The organism is uncultured Fluviicola sp. (assembly GCF_902168135.1).
In the GTDB taxonomy this organism is placed as follows: Bacteria; Bacteroidota; Bacteroidia; order Flavobacteriales_D; family Crocinitomicaceae; genus Fluviicola.
In genome coordinates, this window is record NZ_CABHOL010000024.1 from 178,815 (window position 1) to 196,921 (window position 18,107).

Genomic DNA, 18,107 nt, shown 5'->3' on the forward strand with positions numbered 1-18,107 from the left:
TAGTTTCCGATGCTTCTGATTGACATTCCCACGTCTTTGCACGACGATCCCACGTCTTTGTTTGAACTTCCGCTGCTTCTGATTCACGTTCACGCGCCTTTGATCAAGCTTCCGATGCTTTAGTATCAAAAATCAGGAGCTTTATCCGAACAGCTGAAAAACAAATACCCCCGACCGGTTATTACTGATCGGGGATACCTGATTATTTGGATGTATTAATCGACTTTGAAACGTCCCATGAGTGGGGCAGAAGCGCCGGTAACCGCTTTTAGGAGATAAATTCCGCTGCTCAATGCAGGTAGTTGGATTTCGCTTTTTCCATTTGCAGATGAAACTGATTCCGGAAGTATGTTTTTCCCATCCAATGTTTGAATGATATAGCTGTCTGCGGTAGTGTTTACGGTGAGTTTTTCCCCGGTTTTCAAAGGATTCGGATAGATCTCCAGATTATTCGTACTGAATTCTGATATCCCCAATTGATCAATAATCACACAGTTACTGGTATCCGAACAACCATTATGGCTTGCAATTACGGCATACGTTCCGTTTGATACGGGGGTAAATGTAAATCCACCGGTACCGTCAGCCAGAGTTCCGTCCAAACAATTGATCCATACCAGGCTGGTTGCTGTTGGGGCATCAACTGTAATGGAGGTCACGTTATCAGTTATGGAGTTAATGATCGGATCCAGAATAGTTACCACTGTTACCACCGTACTGTCATCTCCGTTGATATCCTGGAATACATCGAAATACGTTCCGTCTGCGGAGTAAGTATTTGTTCCGACCGTAATCGAATCTCCGTGGCATAAAATAGCGGTCTGCTGGGTTACATTGCTGGTGAACCCGATAGTGATCGGGCCGTTTGCCGGTAAATTCCCGAAACTGGAAAGTTCACCGCTGGCAGCTCCGTTGCACAACCCCGAAGTACCTGAAGCGGCAAAGGCCCATTTTGTTCCGTCCCAAACCGTCAGTGAGATGTCTGCGCAATCCGTAAGTCCGCTTTGTGAAGCATTGTTCCAGCCCACGGTTACGCCAGGATAGTCAGTGGGATTCGAATTGGTGAAATCCCAGTATTCCAGGGCACTAACGCTTTGCATGGGAGCTTCAACAGGTGTCAGAGAGCTGTATGGAGTATTTTTATAACCTACTTTTACGATTGAATTTACGGAAGCAGGAGGAGTAATTGTTAACGGACGGTAACGGTCAGGAACCATTCCAACCGGAAAAGTAAACGGATCGTCTCCGGTTTTTTCCACATAACCGTCAATAAAAGTAGAATCCGTTGATCCGGTCAAAAGATAGATGTTGTCAACTAATTTGACTAATTTCCCGGGGGCGCAGACAATGATTCCGTCATTCAGTTGGAGTTCATTATTGATGGTGATGTTTGTGTTTAGAGAGATTCCGTAACCGCCGTCAGCAGGGCCGTTTGCCTGGTTTCTGACCTCAAATCCATGCAACACAAGATTATTCGAAGCATGATTGATACTTTGGTTTTTTGTTCCGTTTAGAATTAACCGATTGCTGTTGTGATTGAAAGAACCAAGGATATCCATGTTTCCGCTGATGCGCAATTCAATCGGGAAAATGTGAACCAGGGATTTTCCGGAAGGAACAGTGACATTTCCAAATTGATAAACAGCAGTTCCGGATCCGTTCGTATTCCCGTTCAGCAGGGTGTTTCCGGATTGAAACATAGAATTGCTGGTCCCAAATACTACTCCGTCATTGATCCAGTTTGGTGCATTCAGATCTTTCCAGACAGCGCTGTCTGCCAATACAATCGAATCTCCAACCAATAGCTGAACACTTGTTCCCGAATTTTCCAATACGGCAGAAGAGCCATTCAATTCCAGGTGCATTCCCATGGTACTGGTCGGATCATTCCCGATTGTACCGGTAACTTTTACAGTTCCTCCGTTTGAGCGGAAATAACCTTTTCCGGCACCCGGAGCGGCACCAAGCCAAAGCAATGAGCCATTAATATTCAGTATTCCTCCATTCTGTTCAAAAGCAGGGTAGTAAACACCGGCTTCGTTCTCAAAACCAAATTCTGCATTGGTGGTGATCGTTCCGCCATTTTGTACCAGTTTACTGGAACCTAAAGCGCTTCCGTCTACGAGTGCAATGGTTTCTCCAACGGTTACCGTTCCTGCATGAATGGTTCCTGTTGCCCCCAATTCAAAAAGCAGGCGTTGTCCGCTGGATAAACTTCCGCCGTTCATTTCCAGGTGTGCATCATCTACGAAAATCAAACGTGCATTGTTCCCGCCTCCGATCAATGAAAAAGCCCCGGAATTGGTAATAATTACCTGTGTTCCGCTTCCCATAATTTCCACACGATCTGTGGTATTCAGAGTTGCAGAAATGGTTAATTGTGCACCGTTTTGTACGAGCATTTCTGCCGGAGTGAAATTTGAGTTGACATTCACAACAGGCTCTGCCATGGCGCCCGTATAGTTTGCCGGATCAATCACAATATTGTCACCGTTTGAAGGCGCTGTGGACCAGTTAGAAGGGTTGTTCCAGTCGGAATTGACGGCCCCGGTCCAATTCTGCCCGAATAGGGAACCTGTTGAACAATAAAAGCTTAAAATTAAAAGTATTTGTTTCATGTTATTTTGTTTATTGAGCGTATTAAAAAGATAAATTTTGAATTCACATTATTCCCCACTGTTCTTTAATTTCATTAACAGGGTATAGGCATTTTTAGTCACTATTCCGGAAGCGGGAAGCCGGGATTTGATTTGCGTAAACCCCTCATTTGAAATTCCTGTCTCGACAGGGAGCATCTTGTAAATACCTGTTTGTTCTGTTATAAAAAGATACTCCTTATTTTCCCATTTTACAAGTGCATCGGAGGGAACACAGGTAACCGGTGCATCATGGAGCTCTATTTCCGCACTGACAAAAGTACCCGGCATCAGATCAGAAGATTTCTCCGCTAGTTTGGCATGTACTTGTGTACTTCTGTCTGCTTCTATATTTGGAGAAATTAATTCAACAACTGCCTTGTATTCATTTTCAGGTTTGCTGTTTATTTTAATTTTTACAGATTGCCCGATTGCAATCTCCGGGACATTGTCCTCAAAAACGGTAAGACTCACACAGACGTCTTCCGGGTTGATTAATTCGAAAAGTACATCAGAAGGAGTCACATATTTTCCCACATGGACATTGACTTTGGTGACATAACCTGAAATAGGGGAGTGGATGGCCACACTTCGGGAAAGATTCGTTTCGGTTAGCTTTTCCGGGACCAGGCCGATCAATCGTAATTGTTCTGCCAATGAACGCAGCAGGATCCGCTGATTGGAATAGTCGCTTTGTACCTGCTGAAAGGATTTATCGCTGGTTGCCTTCGTTTCGTTCAGTCCTTTTTGACGTTTATAATCGGCTTCCAGGTAGAGCAGTTTGTTTTTTGCTGTCAGGTAATCCTGCTGGATTTGAATGAACTGCTGATCTTCCAAAACGGCTAGGACGCTTCCTTTCGCTACTTTTTTACCTGGAATCAAATCCGTTTTTTTGAGATATCCTCCCAGCGGAGCACTCACAGAAACGCTATTACCGGGATGCACATCAATGACTCCGTTTACCTGCAAAGAGAGATGCATGTTACGGACCGTAGCAGCTCCGATTGTGATATCTGCATTTTTGATTTGTTTTTGGTCCAGGTGAATGAGCATATTATCGGTCACCGGAGCTGTTTCTTCGTTCGATTCATCCTTATTACTGCTGCACGCCGCAATAAGAAAACCGGTAAATAGAATATAGATAATTGATTTCATGATCTGATTGTTATTTGTTAAGAGGACTGATTCGTTCGATTTCGAATGCGGCCTCGTTTAATTGTTGAATAGCCAGGAAGTAATCGCTTTTCGTCTGCATGGCCTGGTTGACCAAAACCACCCAGTCGATGTAACCGATTTCTCCGGAATGTAGTTTCTCCGTAGCAGACTTTATCACCGTTTCCGAATTGGGAAGCATGGAATTGTCAAATGATTCCAGTAAACGGATGGTCCGGTCGTATGTTTTGAGGGCGCTTATAAATTGCATTTTTAACTGTTGGTCAATGGCTTTTAACTCCTGTTCTTTTTGCAGCATGAAGACATTGGCTGCCTGTACTTTTCGCTTTTGAGATCCCCAAAAGAGTGGTATTCCAATTCCTGCGCTGAAAGAAGAAAACCGATCGGAAGCATTGAAGTAAAGATCTTTTGGATCCGCATAAGGGGTCTGCCAGCCGATAATGGTTGCACTGCTGAAACCTGCGCTTAAAGAAGGCAGGAGTTTGCTCTTTTCCAAACGGATTTGCTGTCGGGAAAAAAGTAGTTCCTGTTCTCCCAGCAATTTCACGGGGTTTTTATCAATGGAATTCGTGTCAGGTATCTGAAGAAGTACATATTTTGAATCCGTGTTCATGAGATCTGGAAGGTAAGTTTGCTGCGTATTCAGCAGGATGTTGAAGCGCAGGACCAGTAGGTCAGATCCTGTTTCCAGCTGGTTCAATTGATTTGCTACCTGAATCCGCTGATTATCCGCTGCCGCTTTTTCAAGTATATCCAGATCGCCGTTTTCAAAGCGTTGTGTCAGTTTTTGCTGCAAACCGGAAAACATGCTGTCGGCCTGCAGGAGTAGTTTCCGTCGTTCTTCCAGCAGGAGAAACTCATAAAATACCCTTTTGAGTTCTATTTCCAGGTTCAGGACATTTTGATCAAACCTGATCTCGCTCATTCGGATGGTTGTTTGGACCAATCGTTCCTGATTCCGGTAAACGGTGGGGAACTGAATGGTTTGAGAAATCAGCCATTTATTGTCGAGGTTTTTACTATTGAACTGGCCGTATTCAAATCCTACCTCGGTCTGTGGAATATCGAAGCCGCTTTTTGTCAATGCCTGGGCATATTTCACCTGCATTTCGGAAACTTTCAGGTAATTGTTGTTCTTTACGGCAGAGTCAATGGCAGCCTGCAGAGTAATGGATTGCTGTGCATGGGTATACAAACCTCCGAAAATAAAAAGAAGGGCGATCATTTTTGGGGCCTGGTTCCCGGATTTGAAATAGGAGAACCCTTTTTCAGCAATGATGTATAGAACGGGTAATACGAACAAAGTCAACATGGTTGAGATGATCAACCCGCCGATCACAACAGTTGCCAATGGTTTTTGTACTTCACCTCCGGCCCCGGTACTGATTGCCATCGGGATGAACCCCAGTGAAGGCACGAGGGCTGTCATCAATACGGCACGAAGCTTGGATTTGGTAGCATGGATCACAATACGTTTAACATCTTTCCAGCCTTCTTTCTTCAGGCGGTTGAATTCACTCACCAATAGAATACCGTTCAGCACAGCAACTCCAAATAACGCAATGAAACCAACGCCGGCAGAAATACTGAAAGGCATATCCCGGAGCCAAAGCGCAATGATTCCTCCGATGGCGGATAAAGGAATGGCCGTATAGATCAGCAATCCTTGTTTCACAGAATTAAATGCGAAGAACAGTAAGAGGAAAATCAGTAAAAGGGCAATGGGAACCACAATCGAAAGTCGTGCTTTTGCTGCAGTCATGTTTTCGAAAGAACCCCCGTAAACAATCGAGTATTCCTTCGATAAATTCAGTTTTTTAGATACTTTCTGCTGTAATTCCTGTACAATCGACTGAACATCCCTTCCGCTGACATTGAAACCGACGATAATTCGTCTTTTCGTGTTTTCGCGCTGGATCTGATTGACTCCTTCGACTTCTTCGATCTTTGCTACATAGGATAAGGGGATTTGCGTATTGTTGGAAGTTTGAACCATCAGGTTTTGGATGTCCGAAATATTATCCCGTTGTTTTCCGTCCAATCGAACCACCAGGTCAAAGCGTTTTTCGCCTTCATAAACCTGTCCGGCTGTTTGTCCTGCAAACGCGGCATTAACGATCCTGTTTACTTCCCCGACATTCAACCCGTATTTGGCCATACCTTGTCTGTTGTAAGTAATCACAACCTGGGGCATTCCGGTCATTTTCTCTTCATAGATCGTGATTGCTCCTTTCACCGTTCCGATAATTTGAGCCAGCCGGTGTGCGTATTGTGTCAGCGAATCCAGGTTTTCCCCATAGATTTTACAAACGACATCCTGGCGTGCGCCGGTCATGAGTTCATTGAATCGCATTTGCACCGGGAACTGGAATCCAACGGTAATTCCGGGAACTTCTTCCAGTGCTTTGGTCATTTTTTCGCTTAATTCAGGAAATGAAGCGGCTGATGTCCATTCTTTTTTGTCTTTCAAAATGACCATCATATCCCCGGCCTCAAAAGGCATCGGATCTGTGGGCACTTCCGCACTTCCGATCTTTGTGACAATTTTCGTAACTTCCGGAAAACGCTCCAATAAAATTTTAGAAGCTTTTTGAGTCGACTCAATCGTATTATTCAGATTACTGCCGGTAAGAAGCCGGGTTTCCACTGCGAAATCTCCTTCTTCCAATTGCGGGATGAACTCACCGCCCATTTGCAGTAAAAGATAAACGGCCAAACCGAAAATGAGGAATGTGGTGGCAAGAATCGTTTTCGGAAACCGCAGCAAACGATTTAAAGCAGGCTGGTACTTTCTTTCCAGCCAAATCATTAAACGGTCCGTGATGTTTTTCTTGTGTGCTATTTTCTTGTTCAGGAACAAGGCCGACATCATCGGAACGTAAGTAACAGACAATAAAAATGCCCCTAAAATGGCAAAGACAATGGTTAAAGCCATCGGTTTGAACATTTTTCCTTCAATTCCCTGAAGTGACAGGATCGGCAGATAAACAATCAATATAATGATCTGGCTGAATACAGCAGACTTAATCATCGAACCGGTGGATTTAGTGACTTCATGATCCATTTGAGTTTGATCGATCCGCTGAATGTGTTTGAATTGTTTGGAATGAGAAAAGCGGTGGAGAATCACTTCCACAACGATGACCGAGCCGTCAACGATCAGTCCGAAATCGATGGCTCCCAGTGACATCAGGTTTCCGCCAACTCCAAACAAATTCATCAGGATAATAGCAAAAAGCATGGAAAGCGGTATGACTGACGAAACAATGAGTCCGGCACGCAGGTTTCCAAGGAAAAACACCAGTACAAAGATCACAATCAATGCGCCTTCCATCAGGTTGGTTTCTACCGTTCGAATGGCATTATTCACCATTTTTGTACGGTCCAGGAATGGTTCTATTACAACGCCTTCCGGCAGCATTTTTTGAATTTCCTCAATGCGTTTCTTAACACGTTTCACCACATTGGAAGAGTTTTCACCTTTTAGCATCATGACTACAGCTCCGGCAACCTCTCCTTTGGTATTGAAAGTCATGGCTCCATAGCGGATAGCGCTTCCGAATCGCACTTCAGCCACATCACGTATTAATAACGGTGTTCCATTATCCAGGTTCTTTAGTACAATTTGTTGAATGTCCGAAATGTTCCGGGTCAGTCCCTCGCTGCGGATGTATAGAACGGTAGGCCCTTTCTCGATGTAGGCACCTCCTGTATTTTCATTGTTTCGTTCCAGAGCATCGAATAAATCGGTAATACTCAGATTGTGAGCTTTTAATTGTTCTTGCCTGACAGCGATCTCGTATTGTTTGAGTTTTCCGCCGAAACTGGAAACTTCCGCAACGCCGGGAGTTCCCAATAATTGTCTGCGTACAGTCCAGTCCTGGATGGTTCGTAATTCCATCGGACCATACTGGTCTTCATAACCTTCTTTGGGGCGAATAACGTACTGATAAATTTCACCTAATCCTGTGGAAAGCGGTGCTAATTCAGGGGAGCCGATCCCATTGGGAAGTTCCTGCTTGACTTTTTGAAGCTGCTCACTGATTTGTTGTCTGGCAAGATGAATGTCCGTTTCGTCCGTAAAGACCAGCGTCACTAAAGACAGTCCAAACCGTGAAAAACTCCGGACCTGTTTTAATCCGGCTATATTACTGCAGGATTGTTCGATGGGGAACGTAATCAAACGTTCGATATCCGTTGCTCCCAGGGAAGGGGAAACGGTTATTACTTGTACCTGATTGTCTGTGATGTCAGGCAGGGCATCTATCGGTAATTGGGTTACTTCATAACTTCCCCAGGAAATGAGGGCGATGATGAATAATCCAATCACCAACTTTTTCCTAACGGAAAAGTCAATGATTTTCTGAAGCATAATTCGAAGATTTTAAGAAATAATCTGCTCGTATTTAGAGCGATAAGCATTGCTTATAATAAAACTATGCCCGGCAGGGAGGTCTGAACAAAGACGCTAAAGCAGGATCTTTAGGACGGTTGGTCTTAAAAAGAATAGGGAGATAGGTGTCAATGACTACAACCCGGTTTTCGGGAACGAATTTGGTGTTTGAAAAAACGGCCAGTTGAAAAGAAAAGGGGAAAGCTACTTTTTTGAACGGCAGCTGCATGTCTTTGTCCTGATCGTTATCATTTTTATCATGCCCCATGTAATGCATCCAGATGAAGTCCCCAATCCCGATACTTTCATCCTGGGTCTGGTGTTCTGAGAGGTGAATGAGAAATTTAGGCAGCTTGAATAATTCTCCCAGCGAACTGTTAAACATAAAAATGGGTAAGAGTATGTATACAAATGCCTTTCTCACGATTACAAAGGTATTAAATTGTAGAGTAACCTGACTGTTTTTATGGAAAAATATGAATGATAAATACCTATATTTGACACTGTTAAATCACGAAACAATCAACTATGAACAAATTTTTGACATTATCTGTCATTTTATTGACTACGATTCCCCTGAGTCATGCTCAATTAAAAGGAGCCTTGAAGAGTGCTAAGGAAAAAACCGAAAAAGCGGTAGAGAGCGTTCCTTCCACTTCCGGTTCTTCATCCAATTCATCCGGAACAAAACCGGCAGGAAGTATTAACGGAGAGCCGGCGTATGATCCTGAAAGTCCTACTTACCGCGCATACAGTATCGTACGTGACGAGATTAATTCTACAAAGAATATCCTGGGTGATGATCATTGGAATAAAAATGTAGAAGGCCGTAACGAAGATGCTACACGTTATCTTGCGAAAGCAAAAGAAAACCTGACAAAATTGCAAAACGACCCGGTTGAGTCCAAAAAACCATATGTGAAAAACCTTGCTGCAAGCTGGGATGAGGTAGAAGCTACCCGCAAACAGAAATTTGAAGTATACACTTTGAATAAAGAATACAGCGAGAAATTAGATCAGTATCACCGTTTCGCTACAAGCGGGTGGGAGATCAGCGATAAAAGCCTGGAGCCATCTTATACGGGATATCACAAATTCAAGTCTGAGTTTGAAACAAAAAGACCGGATTATGTAAAAGACGGTTACGTTCAAAAACGTTTTGCGGATATCGATAACTATTTCAACGTGGAAGTATATAAAGTAGTTCCGGAATTGAATGCACAGGTAGACGCCGTGATTAAGCGTATTCATGAGAAAAATTCCGACGGAGAAGAAAGTTATTTATTGAATGCTAAAAGCTATCAGAAAGAATTTGAACAACCGCTTGCCGATATTCTTTACAACAAACAGTATTTATTGGAGAATAAAACAGATATCAATGCTGTTCAGGCAAAATTGGAGAAAGAGAAAGCAGTGCTGGATGAATACGTGAGCAGCGGGAAATGTGATGCCCACAGAGCAAAATACCACCAGAAAATGGTTGATGCTGTTCGCCTGGCACCTAAGAAAATGTCAAATCCAAAGTACGAAGGAATGGCGTTGGCTGGTGTTGAAAAAGGAAAAGCAACGCGGGCAGTAATTACTTCGGACATCTGGTTGGTAAAGAAAAACGAATGGGGACTACCATTGTATAAGTACTTGCCGGTAGATATCGCCGTAACAATCGATGGAAAATGCTGGTTAGCTTATGGGCAGATCAGAAAAGATTACGAAGGTGGCGGACAATACGGAGGTGAGTATTTTAATTACTGGGGATCTCAGGAAGAAATGAACTGTGCAAATACGATGAAATAATTGAAATTGCCCTCATTTTAAAATCAGGTTTTACTTCGGTAGAACCTGATTTTTTTTTGACTTTGCTTCTTTAATTCGTAATTCGCAATTCGACATTCGGAATTAGTCAGTACATTTACCCAACGTTCTTTCATTGATTAATGCCCGGAAAAAGGTTCCAGTCTGCTGTGGTGGATGGAATAATCGGGAATCGTGTGAAAATCACGAACTGTCGCGCAACTGTAATTTCGCTCCTTTCAAGGCGTCGGAAAAGTCAGATACCGGCCTTTTTCTAACCTGCCCGTCAGCTGACGGACGGAATTGACCATGCTTTCGCGGTTTGAAGCTATATGTCAAGGTTGTTTTTTTGATTCCTTTTTTGAAGGAGTAAACTGCCTCTACATTCTTATCCCGAAAGCCAGAACATAAAATAGAAGTACTTATGAGTGATCATGAACAAGTCTTGTGCCCGCGCTGTAATTCCTCCTTCCAATGTAAAGCGGGATCGATCTCGCTTTGTCAATGTACCGGTGTGAATTTAAGCGTTGATGAAAGCCAGTATATCTGCGATCATTACGAGGAATGTTTATGTGCGCCCTGCATGCTGGAGATGAAGAAAGAATATAACACCAAGATATTAGAGCAGAAGTTTAGCCAAATTTCCACACTTTTTAAGAAGACTAAAAATGAATGATCAATTATGAATTCTTTAATTATGAAGCCGTTTTTTAGTCTTGATAATTAATCATTCCGAATTATAGAATATGACATTAGAACAACGCATTGAACAAGCGGAAACGCGCATTTTTAAAGCAGTTTTCCCAAGTACGACCAATCATTATGATACCTTGTTCGGAGGAACGGCCATGCAGTTGATGGATGAGGTGGCATTTATCGCCGCAACCCGCTTCAGCCGACAGCGTATGGTAACTGTGAGCAGTGACAAGATCGATTTCAAAAAGCCGATTCCGGCAGGAACGATCGTAGAACTGATCGGAAAGGTAACATACCTGGGAAGTACCAGCCTGAAAATACGGGTAGACATTTTTGTGGAACAAATGTATTCGGATGTTCGTGAAAAAGCTGTGACGGGTGATTTTACCTTTGTGGCCATTGACGAAAATAAGCATCCTGTAAAGATCCTGAGAGATTAAAAGCATTCGATTCATAGCTCTTACCAGTCTTAACATTGTTTTCATTCAGCCTTTTGACTTTTATATTATTTTTAGGGGAATGAATAAAATGTTGCGTGTTATTTCAGTACTAGTTTACGGTGCTCTCCTGCATATTGTGTCTTCCTGTGAAAGCACTGGTAACAAACAGATATTTGCCGGTGAAAACCAGGATGAGATGGTTATGGACTCTTCTCACAATCTGCCCTTCACGTGCATTATTGACACCCCCTTTTGTTCGGATTCTGCCTGCAGTGGAATGTATCGCGGGGTTGAGTTTGTTTCGGAGCGGTATATTGATCGCCTGGATTTGAACGGTACTGATGTGGCACACCAATATTCGAACAAAATGTGTGAATATGTGGGGAAGAAATTGAAGCAATTGTATCGTGATAGTTTGTACAGTAAAGTGGACTTTAATCGGATCCGTATTTCTACCAAAGGAATGAATGGTGATTCGAATTACGTAGAGTATAAAGTATACATTCCTTTTAAACGGGTTCCCAAAAGTCAGGCAATGACCGCGTTCGATCATTGCGGAGGGTGGGGACACAAGCCAGCGCTGAAAAAGAGGAAGTATGACCTGTTGTCAAGTCCAAGTAAAATTGTCAAGAACAAAAGGCTTTGGATCAGCCGTTTATTCCGCACGAAAGAAGGATTGCAGGAGTATTGGATTCAGTGGCAGCATTCGGATTATTCCCGGTGAAATTTGCCGGTTCAATTATTGATAAATCAAGAAACAGAAACTTAACTTTTTGATCCAAAAAAGTTAAGTTTTTATCTATTATTGGAATCCAAGTTTTCTTCAAAATTGAACCTAAAATAGGCTGTTAAATGAATTATAATTGTGTTTGTATTTAAACATGCCAAAGACTTATGAAGAAAATTTACCTAATGCTGGGCTGTTCGCTATTATTGCAGCTAACAAATAAACTTTCAGCCCAGGTTCTTGTTTCAGAGGATTTTAGTTCTGCGACCGGAATAATACCTCCCACTAACTGGACCAATAATGACATCGAGGGAGGGGGAAATGTGTGGAGGTTCAATAATCCCGGGGGACGCACCCTGACACTGCCTATTTCAGATCCTGCTGCTATTTTTGACAGTGATGAATATGGAAGTGACGCCATTGTAGAAGATGCTGCATTGGAAACCCCGCTGTTTGATGCAAGCGTGATTACAAATCCGATCTTCCTTTCCTTTGACCAATATTTTGATGCAGACTTCGGAGGTGCGATTTTCGTAGAAGTTTGGGACGGAAGTTCATGGGTAGAAGTTTATTCTTCTTTTTCGACATCCAATAATGATCCGGAACACATACAGCTTGACATTACGGCAGACCTGAACGGAGCTTCCGATGCCCAGGTCCGTTTTCGATGGATGGGAGATTATTCCATGTACTGGATTTTGGATAATGTGCAGATTGAAGCTGTTACATGTACTCCGATTTCTGATTTGATGATAGATGCCACAGGAACGAATTCATTTGATCTTTCATGGACAATTAATGGGTCTGAAACTGCCTGGGATATCGAATATGGAGCACCTGGCTTTGTGCCCGGAACCGGAACGGAACTGGGAACAGAATCTGCAGGCAGCAACATGTTTACTCTAAATGGATTAAATCCGGGAATGCCATATGATATTTATGTTCGTGCAAACTGCGGGGGCGGAGATGAGTCTTTCTGGACTTTGGTTTCAGGAGTAACCGATTGCGCTCCGATTACCTCTCTTCCGTGGACAGAAGATTTTGAATCGATGACAGACCTTGGTTACGGGTATTTCCAAACTTGCTGGTCTTCTACCGAAAATATCTGGTTCTCCGACTATGACGGATCGTTTGAAATCGGTGTTCCTGCATATTCAGGAGAAAACTACATGGCTATGTATTCCTGGAACGGTGCAGATACTTTGTGGACACCCGAATTTCAGTTAACGGCAGGACGAAAATACGAGTTCAAGTTCTATTTTGCTACAGAAGGAGATTACGACGGATGGAATGCAGAAGTGGTTTCACTGAATACACAAAGTGGTGTTGTCGGGACACTTCCAACAGGAGTGTTTATAACCCCTACGGAAGTTCCGGACAATAATTTTACAAGCCATATCACTTGTTTTACACCGGCAGTTTCGGGAATTTATAAATTCGGAGTAAGTGCTGATTCCGATGGTAATCCGTATTACCTGCAGTTGGATGACTTCAGTTTGATAGAAAGAGGAGTGACTGCAGGAACAAATGGTTCTTTAACTGTCTGCCAGACCGAAGGAACAGTTGACCTGAACGACATCATTGTCAAAGATGATGAGATGGGATCATGGACTTTTGCGCCAAATCCGTCTGCTATTGTAAATGATTCGATGTTCGCCCCGGAGTTTGTACCGGCTGGAGTTATGACGGTGAATTACATTACCGAAGGATGTCTTCAGGATACTGCTTCAGCAATTATTACCATTTATCCGGCTTCAAGCGCAGGACTTGACGGAAACATTTCGGCTTGTAAAAATAACCCTATCGATTTATATTCAGGATTGGGAGGAACAGTTGATTTCGGAGGTGACTGGTATGATCCGATGCATAATTTATTGCCGGGATCACAGATTATGACCGGAAATTTCCCGGGACAGTTCAACTTTGAATATATTACCGGAAACGGTGTTTGCCCGGATGATACGGCAGGTATTGTAGTAACTGTTTCTTTTTGTGACTGGTTGTCTGTAGAAGAAACGGCATTCCAGGAAATGAATCTATATCCGAATCCTTCAACGGGTATTGTATTTATTGAATCTGCTTTCACGGAAGGAACTTTCAAGCTGGAGATTACAGATGTGAACGGAAGAATAATTGAAAGCGGGGATAATACCATTTCAGCCGGAACAAACAGCGTGGATTTAAGTCGTGTTGAAAAAGGTACTTACTTCTTCAAATTATCTACTGAAAACGCTGAAAAAATATACCGCGTAGTTATTCAATAAGAGAAAGCAAAGCGTTCGATAAAATCAGCCATGGCTGATGATTGATAAAGCTAATTGTTGATTATAGAAATTGAAATCCTGGGTTCCAAAAATTAGTTGGGACTCAGGGTTTCGGAAAAAGATTTAAAGGTTGAGAAATCAAAAACCTTGAGAATAATGGATAAAAAACATACCAATACTATGAAGAAAATTTATTTATTGTTAGGCGTCATGCTATTACTGCCATGGTCTAACAATCTATTCGGTCAGTGTACTGACGTGAGTAATTTAACCATCGACGGTGTAAGCCTTACTTCTGTTGATATTTCCTGGACAGCCGGTGGAACCGAAACCGATTGGAATATCGAATACGGAGTAAGCGGATTTACTCCCGGTACGGGAACTATGGGAACAGCAAGCGGAACACCGGATTTTACAGCTTCGGTAACTTCAAATACCGAGTATGAATTTTACGTACAGGCAGATTGCGGGGGTGGAGACCTAAGCGGTTGGTTCGGACCTATAAGCGCTTATAGCGGTTATTGTGAATTCGAAGGACTTGATCCGGATTACTACATCAACAACTTTTCCACAACCGGTGGAGCAACAAATATCTCAAATTTAACTTCAGGGTTTTCGCCAACCGGTTATGAAGATGCCACTTCCATGACCGTTTCAAACTTTGCCGGTGCTCCGGATATCAACTTTACGGTTGATTTTGGACTGGAAACCTGGTATACCTTTGGATTTAGTATTTGGGTAGATTGGAACAATGACCTGGTATTTGATTCCGGTGAACAAATGTTCCAGTCATCACAATATGAAAGTAATTTTTCGGGATCATTCGGAATTCCATTGGGCACACCTGTAGGAAACTACAGAATGCGTATTATGGCTGATTATAATTCTTCACAACCAACCGATCCGTGCGGATTGGCTTTTGGACAAGGTGAGGCGGAAGATTATACGCTTGAGGTAACAACGCCGCCATCGTGTTTGCCGGTAACAGGTATTACATTAGACGGAATTACAGCTACTTCAGTTGATATCTCCTGGACAGCGCAAGGCTCAGAGACCGATTGGAATATCGAATATGGTCCTGAAGGATTTACTCCCGGATCAGGGACAATGGGAACAGCAAGCGGAACAGCGGCATTTACTGCAACACCATTAACTGCTGAAACGTATTACGATTTTTATGTACAGGCAGATTGCGGTGGCGGCGACGAAAGTATGTGGATCGGACCGTTTACAGCTTATACTGGATACTGTGAATTTGAAGGCATTGATTCCGATTATTTCATTGAAAACTTCTCTACTACAGGAGGAACAACTTCCAATATCTCTAACCTGGGATCAGGTTATGGTGCGAATGGGTATGAAGATGCGACAGCAATGGTTGTTTCAAGTTTTGCAGGTGGCCCGGATGTCAACTTTACTGTTGATCATGGCTTTGGCTACTACCTGGGATTTAGTATTTGGGTGGATTGGAATGATAACCTGATTTTTGAGCCAACCGAGCAGATGTATACATCCGGATCGTACGAGGAGACTTTCTCAGGTTCATTTGGTGTACCTTCAGGAACTCCGGCCGGCACATACAGAATGCGTTTGCAGGTAGATAGTGATAATAGTTCTCCGAATGATCCGTGCGCTGCTGCAAATGGATATGGTGAAGTGGAAGATTACACATTTGAGGTAACACCGACACCAAGCTGTTTGCCAATAGATGACCTGACCTTTGAGGGAGCTTCATCAAGCACCATTGATATTTCATGGACAGTATTAGGAACAGAAACAGACTGGAATATCGAATACGGGCCGGTTGGGTTTACTCCTGGAACAGGAATGACCGGAACAGCAACCGGAACACCGAACTTTACGGCAACCTTATTATCAGCAGATACGGAATATGATTTTTACGTACAGGCAGATTGCGGCGGCGGCGATCAAAGTACATGGACAGGTCCGGTTACAGGATACACCGGATTCTGTGAGTTCGGAACGTCTAACCCGGATTATTACATCAATAATTTTAAAACAACCGGCGGAGCAACATCCAATATTTCGAACCTGAATTCCGGAATCGGACCAAATGGTTATACGGATGCTACTGTGATGACTGTTTCTCAGTTTGAAGGTGGACCGGATGTGAATTTCACCGCAGATTTCGGAATAGAGGACTGGTATACCTTCGGATTGGGAATCTGGGTAGACTGGAATAACAACATGATTTTTGAATCAGGTGAGCAGGTATTCCAATCATTCGGATACCAGGACTTTTTCTCAGGATCTTTCAACGTTCCGATGGGAACTGCAGTAGGATCTTACAGAATGCGGGTTCTTACCGACTATTATAATGATTCACCTACAGATGCGTGTACCTTGAATTCCGGTGAAGGTGAGGCAGAAGATTACACCTTTGTAGTTGTTCCGATTCCAAGTTGTTTACCTGTATCGGATCTTGAGGCAGATAATGAAACAACAAACTCGATTGATATTTCCTGGATTCCGGGTGATACCGAAACAGACTGGAATATCGAGTGGGGAGCACCTGGTTTTGTGCCCGGAACAGGAAACGGAATAGATTCGGCCCAACAGACTTCATCAGCATCATTTACCGTAGGAGGATTAAATTCAGCTACAACTTATGACATCTACGTTCAGGCGGTTTGTAGTGCAACGGATTCATCTTACTGGACACTTGTAAGTGCAACAACACTTTGCGCTCCGATTACGGCTATTCCATGGTCGGAAGACTTTGAATCCATGCCGGCAGTTGATTACGCTTTATACCCGATTTGCTGGGCAAGTGAATACGATGAATGGTTCTCTGATGATTCCGGAAATTCGGGTGCGTCTGCTAATTCAGGGACGAATTTTGTAGGAGTTTTCGGTGGATCAGATGATGCATTGTGGACACCGGAATTCCAATTGATCGCAGGAAAAAATTATGAATTCAGCTTTATGTGGGCTGGAGATGGTAACAGCGGGTGGAACGGAGAAGTGTTTGTAAATGATGTGCAATCCTCCAGTGGAGCAACTTCATTGGGTGAGTTTGTGACTTCTGTGGATGTAACTGATGAAAATTACAAAAGAGCGTTCTTCTGTTTTACTCCAACTACTTCCGGTATTTATGTATTCGGAACACAGGTATCCAGCTTCTTTTTCAATGACGCCCTTGTAGTGGATGATTTCAGCTTAATTGAGCGTGGAAACACTGCGGGATCAAATGGAACAATGGATGTATGCCAGACTACCGGCCTGGTAGACTTGAACAACGGCGCTGCAATTACAGATCCATTCGGTAATTGGACTTTTGCTCCGAACCAGGCAACAATTGTAAATGATTCCATGTTCAATCCACAGTTCGTACCTGCCGGAGTGGTAACTGTAAACTATATTACAGAAGGATGCTTAGAGGATACGATATCAGCAGTGCTTACGATTTATCCTGCTCCAAATGCAGGAACAGGAAGCGCTATTACAGCATGTATGAATGAACCGATTGATTTGTATTCCGGATTGACCGGAACAGTTGATATGGGTGGAGACTGGTATAATCCGTCTAACAGCCTTATGCCGAATTCCCAGATAATGACCGGTAATGCTGCAGGAAGTTTTAACTACAAGTACATCAGTGAAAACGGTGTTTGTCCGAATGATACCGCAAATGTGGTTATTACGGTTGTCACTACCTGTGACTGGTTATCAGTGGATGAAAATGCACTTGAAGCGGTTAACTTGTATCCGAACCCGTCAACAGGGTTGGTTTATATCGAATCTGATTTGAGCGCTGAGCCATTCAATTTGGAAGTAACGGATGTGAACGGGCGTCTGGTTGAAACAGGAACGAACGCCATTACAAATGGAGTGAATGCAATCAACCTTAGTCATGTTCAAAGAGGAACCTACTTCTTTAAATTATCGAACGAAAATGCTGAAAAAGTATATCGTGTGGTGATTCAGTAAGAGAAAAGGAATAAATAGGAAGTCCCGGTCTCGCAA

The 18,107-nt window shown here is 43.1% G+C and carries 10 protein-coding genes and 1 riboswitch; of the genes, 6 read left to right on the forward strand and 4 right to left on the reverse strand.

Going from position 1 to position 18,107, the window contains the following annotated elements:
• Positions 1-215: 215 nt before the first annotated feature.
• From QZT69_RS10220 to QZT69_RS10235, 4 genes are all read right to left on the reverse strand, one after another.
• Positions 216-2,618, reverse strand: coding sequence for a T9SS type A sorting domain-containing protein (locus tag QZT69_RS10220; RefSeq protein WP_294673715.1), 2,403 nt, complete (start codon positions 2,616-2,618; stop codon positions 216-218).
• 48 nt (positions 2,619-2,666) lie between these two features.
• On the reverse strand, positions 2,667-3,791 hold the full coding sequence (locus QZT69_RS10225) for an efflux RND transporter periplasmic adaptor subunit (RefSeq protein WP_294673716.1): 1,125 nt from the start codon (positions 3,789-3,791) through the stop codon (positions 2,667-2,669).
• A gap of 10 nt (positions 3,792-3,801) precedes the next feature.
• The gene (locus tag QZT69_RS10230; RefSeq protein ID WP_294673718.1) at positions 3,802-8,181 is read right to left on the reverse strand and encodes a CusA/CzcA family heavy metal efflux RND transporter; all 4,380 of its coding nucleotides are present in this window, start codon (positions 8,179-8,181) and stop codon (positions 3,802-3,804) included.
• Between the two features lie 64 nt (positions 8,182-8,245).
• The gene (locus tag QZT69_RS10235) at positions 8,246-8,587 is read right to left on the reverse strand and encodes a hypothetical protein (RefSeq protein ID WP_294673720.1); all 342 of its coding nucleotides are present in this window, start codon (positions 8,585-8,587) and stop codon (positions 8,246-8,248) included.
• A gap of 143 nt (positions 8,588-8,730) precedes the next feature.
• On the opposite strand from QZT69_RS10235, the gene QZT69_RS10240 reads away from it, so the two are divergent.
• From QZT69_RS10240 to QZT69_RS10265, 6 genes are all read left to right on the forward strand, one after another.
• Positions 8,731-9,996, forward strand: a complete 1,266-nt coding sequence (locus tag QZT69_RS10240) for a hypothetical protein (RefSeq protein WP_294673722.1) — start codon at positions 8,731-8,733, stop codon at positions 9,994-9,996.
• A 135-nt stretch (positions 9,997-10,131) separates the two neighbouring features.
• Positions 10,132-10,280, forward strand: a riboswitch (cobalamin riboswitch).
• 137 nt (positions 10,281-10,417) lie between these two features.
• On the forward strand, positions 10,418-10,669 hold the full coding sequence (locus tag QZT69_RS10245) for a cysteine-rich CWC family protein (protein ID WP_294673723.1): 252 nt from the start codon (positions 10,418-10,420) through the stop codon (positions 10,667-10,669).
• Positions 10,670-10,739: 70 nt separating this feature from the next.
• The gene (locus QZT69_RS10250) at positions 10,740-11,129 is read left to right on the forward strand and encodes an acyl-CoA thioesterase (RefSeq protein WP_294673726.1); all 390 of its coding nucleotides are present in this window, start codon (positions 10,740-10,742) and stop codon (positions 11,127-11,129) included.
• 79 nt (positions 11,130-11,208) lie between these two features.
• Positions 11,209-11,853, forward strand: a complete 645-nt coding sequence (locus QZT69_RS10255; protein ID WP_294673727.1) for a hypothetical protein — start codon at positions 11,209-11,211, stop codon at positions 11,851-11,853.
• Positions 11,854-12,023: 170 nt separating this feature from the next.
• The gene (locus QZT69_RS10260; RefSeq protein ID WP_294673728.1) at positions 12,024-14,120 is read left to right on the forward strand and encodes a T9SS type A sorting domain-containing protein; all 2,097 of its coding nucleotides are present in this window, start codon (positions 12,024-12,026) and stop codon (positions 14,118-14,120) included.
• A 180-nt stretch (positions 14,121-14,300) separates the two neighbouring features.
• On the forward strand, positions 14,301-18,071 hold the full coding sequence (locus QZT69_RS10265; protein WP_294673729.1) for a GEVED domain-containing protein: 3,771 nt from the start codon (positions 14,301-14,303) through the stop codon (positions 18,069-18,071).
• The last annotated feature ends 36 nt before the right edge of the window (positions 18,072-18,107 follow it).

Bases quoted from the DNA above. Each gene is read 5' to 3' on its own strand.
- QZT69_RS10220 (WP_294673715.1), bottom strand. From the start codon at position 2,618: ATGAAACAAATACTTTTAATTTTAAGCTTTTATTGTTCAACAGGTTCC.
- QZT69_RS10225 (WP_294673716.1), bottom strand. From the start codon at position 3,791: ATGAAATCAATTATCTATATTCTATTTACCGGTTTTCTTATTGCGGCG.
- QZT69_RS10230 (WP_294673718.1), bottom strand. From the start codon at position 8,181: ATGCTTCAGAAAATCATTGACTTTTCCGTTAGGAAAAAGTTGGTGATT.
- QZT69_RS10235 (WP_294673720.1), bottom strand. From the start codon at position 8,587: ATGTTTAACAGTTCGCTGGGAGAATTATTCAAGCTGCCTAAATTTCTC.
- QZT69_RS10240 (WP_294673722.1), top strand. From the start codon at position 8,731: ATGAACAAATTTTTGACATTATCTGTCATTTTATTGACTACGATTCCC.
- QZT69_RS10245 (WP_294673723.1), top strand. From the start codon at position 10,418: ATGAGTGATCATGAACAAGTCTTGTGCCCGCGCTGTAATTCCTCCTTC.
- QZT69_RS10250 (WP_294673726.1), top strand. From the start codon at position 10,740: ATGACATTAGAACAACGCATTGAACAAGCGGAAACGCGCATTTTTAAA.
- QZT69_RS10255 (WP_294673727.1), top strand. From the start codon at position 11,209: ATGAATAAAATGTTGCGTGTTATTTCAGTACTAGTTTACGGTGCTCTC.
- QZT69_RS10260 (WP_294673728.1), top strand. From the start codon at position 12,024: ATGAAGAAAATTTACCTAATGCTGGGCTGTTCGCTATTATTGCAGCTA.
- QZT69_RS10265 (WP_294673729.1), top strand. From the start codon at position 14,301: ATGAAGAAAATTTATTTATTGTTAGGCGTCATGCTATTACTGCCATGG.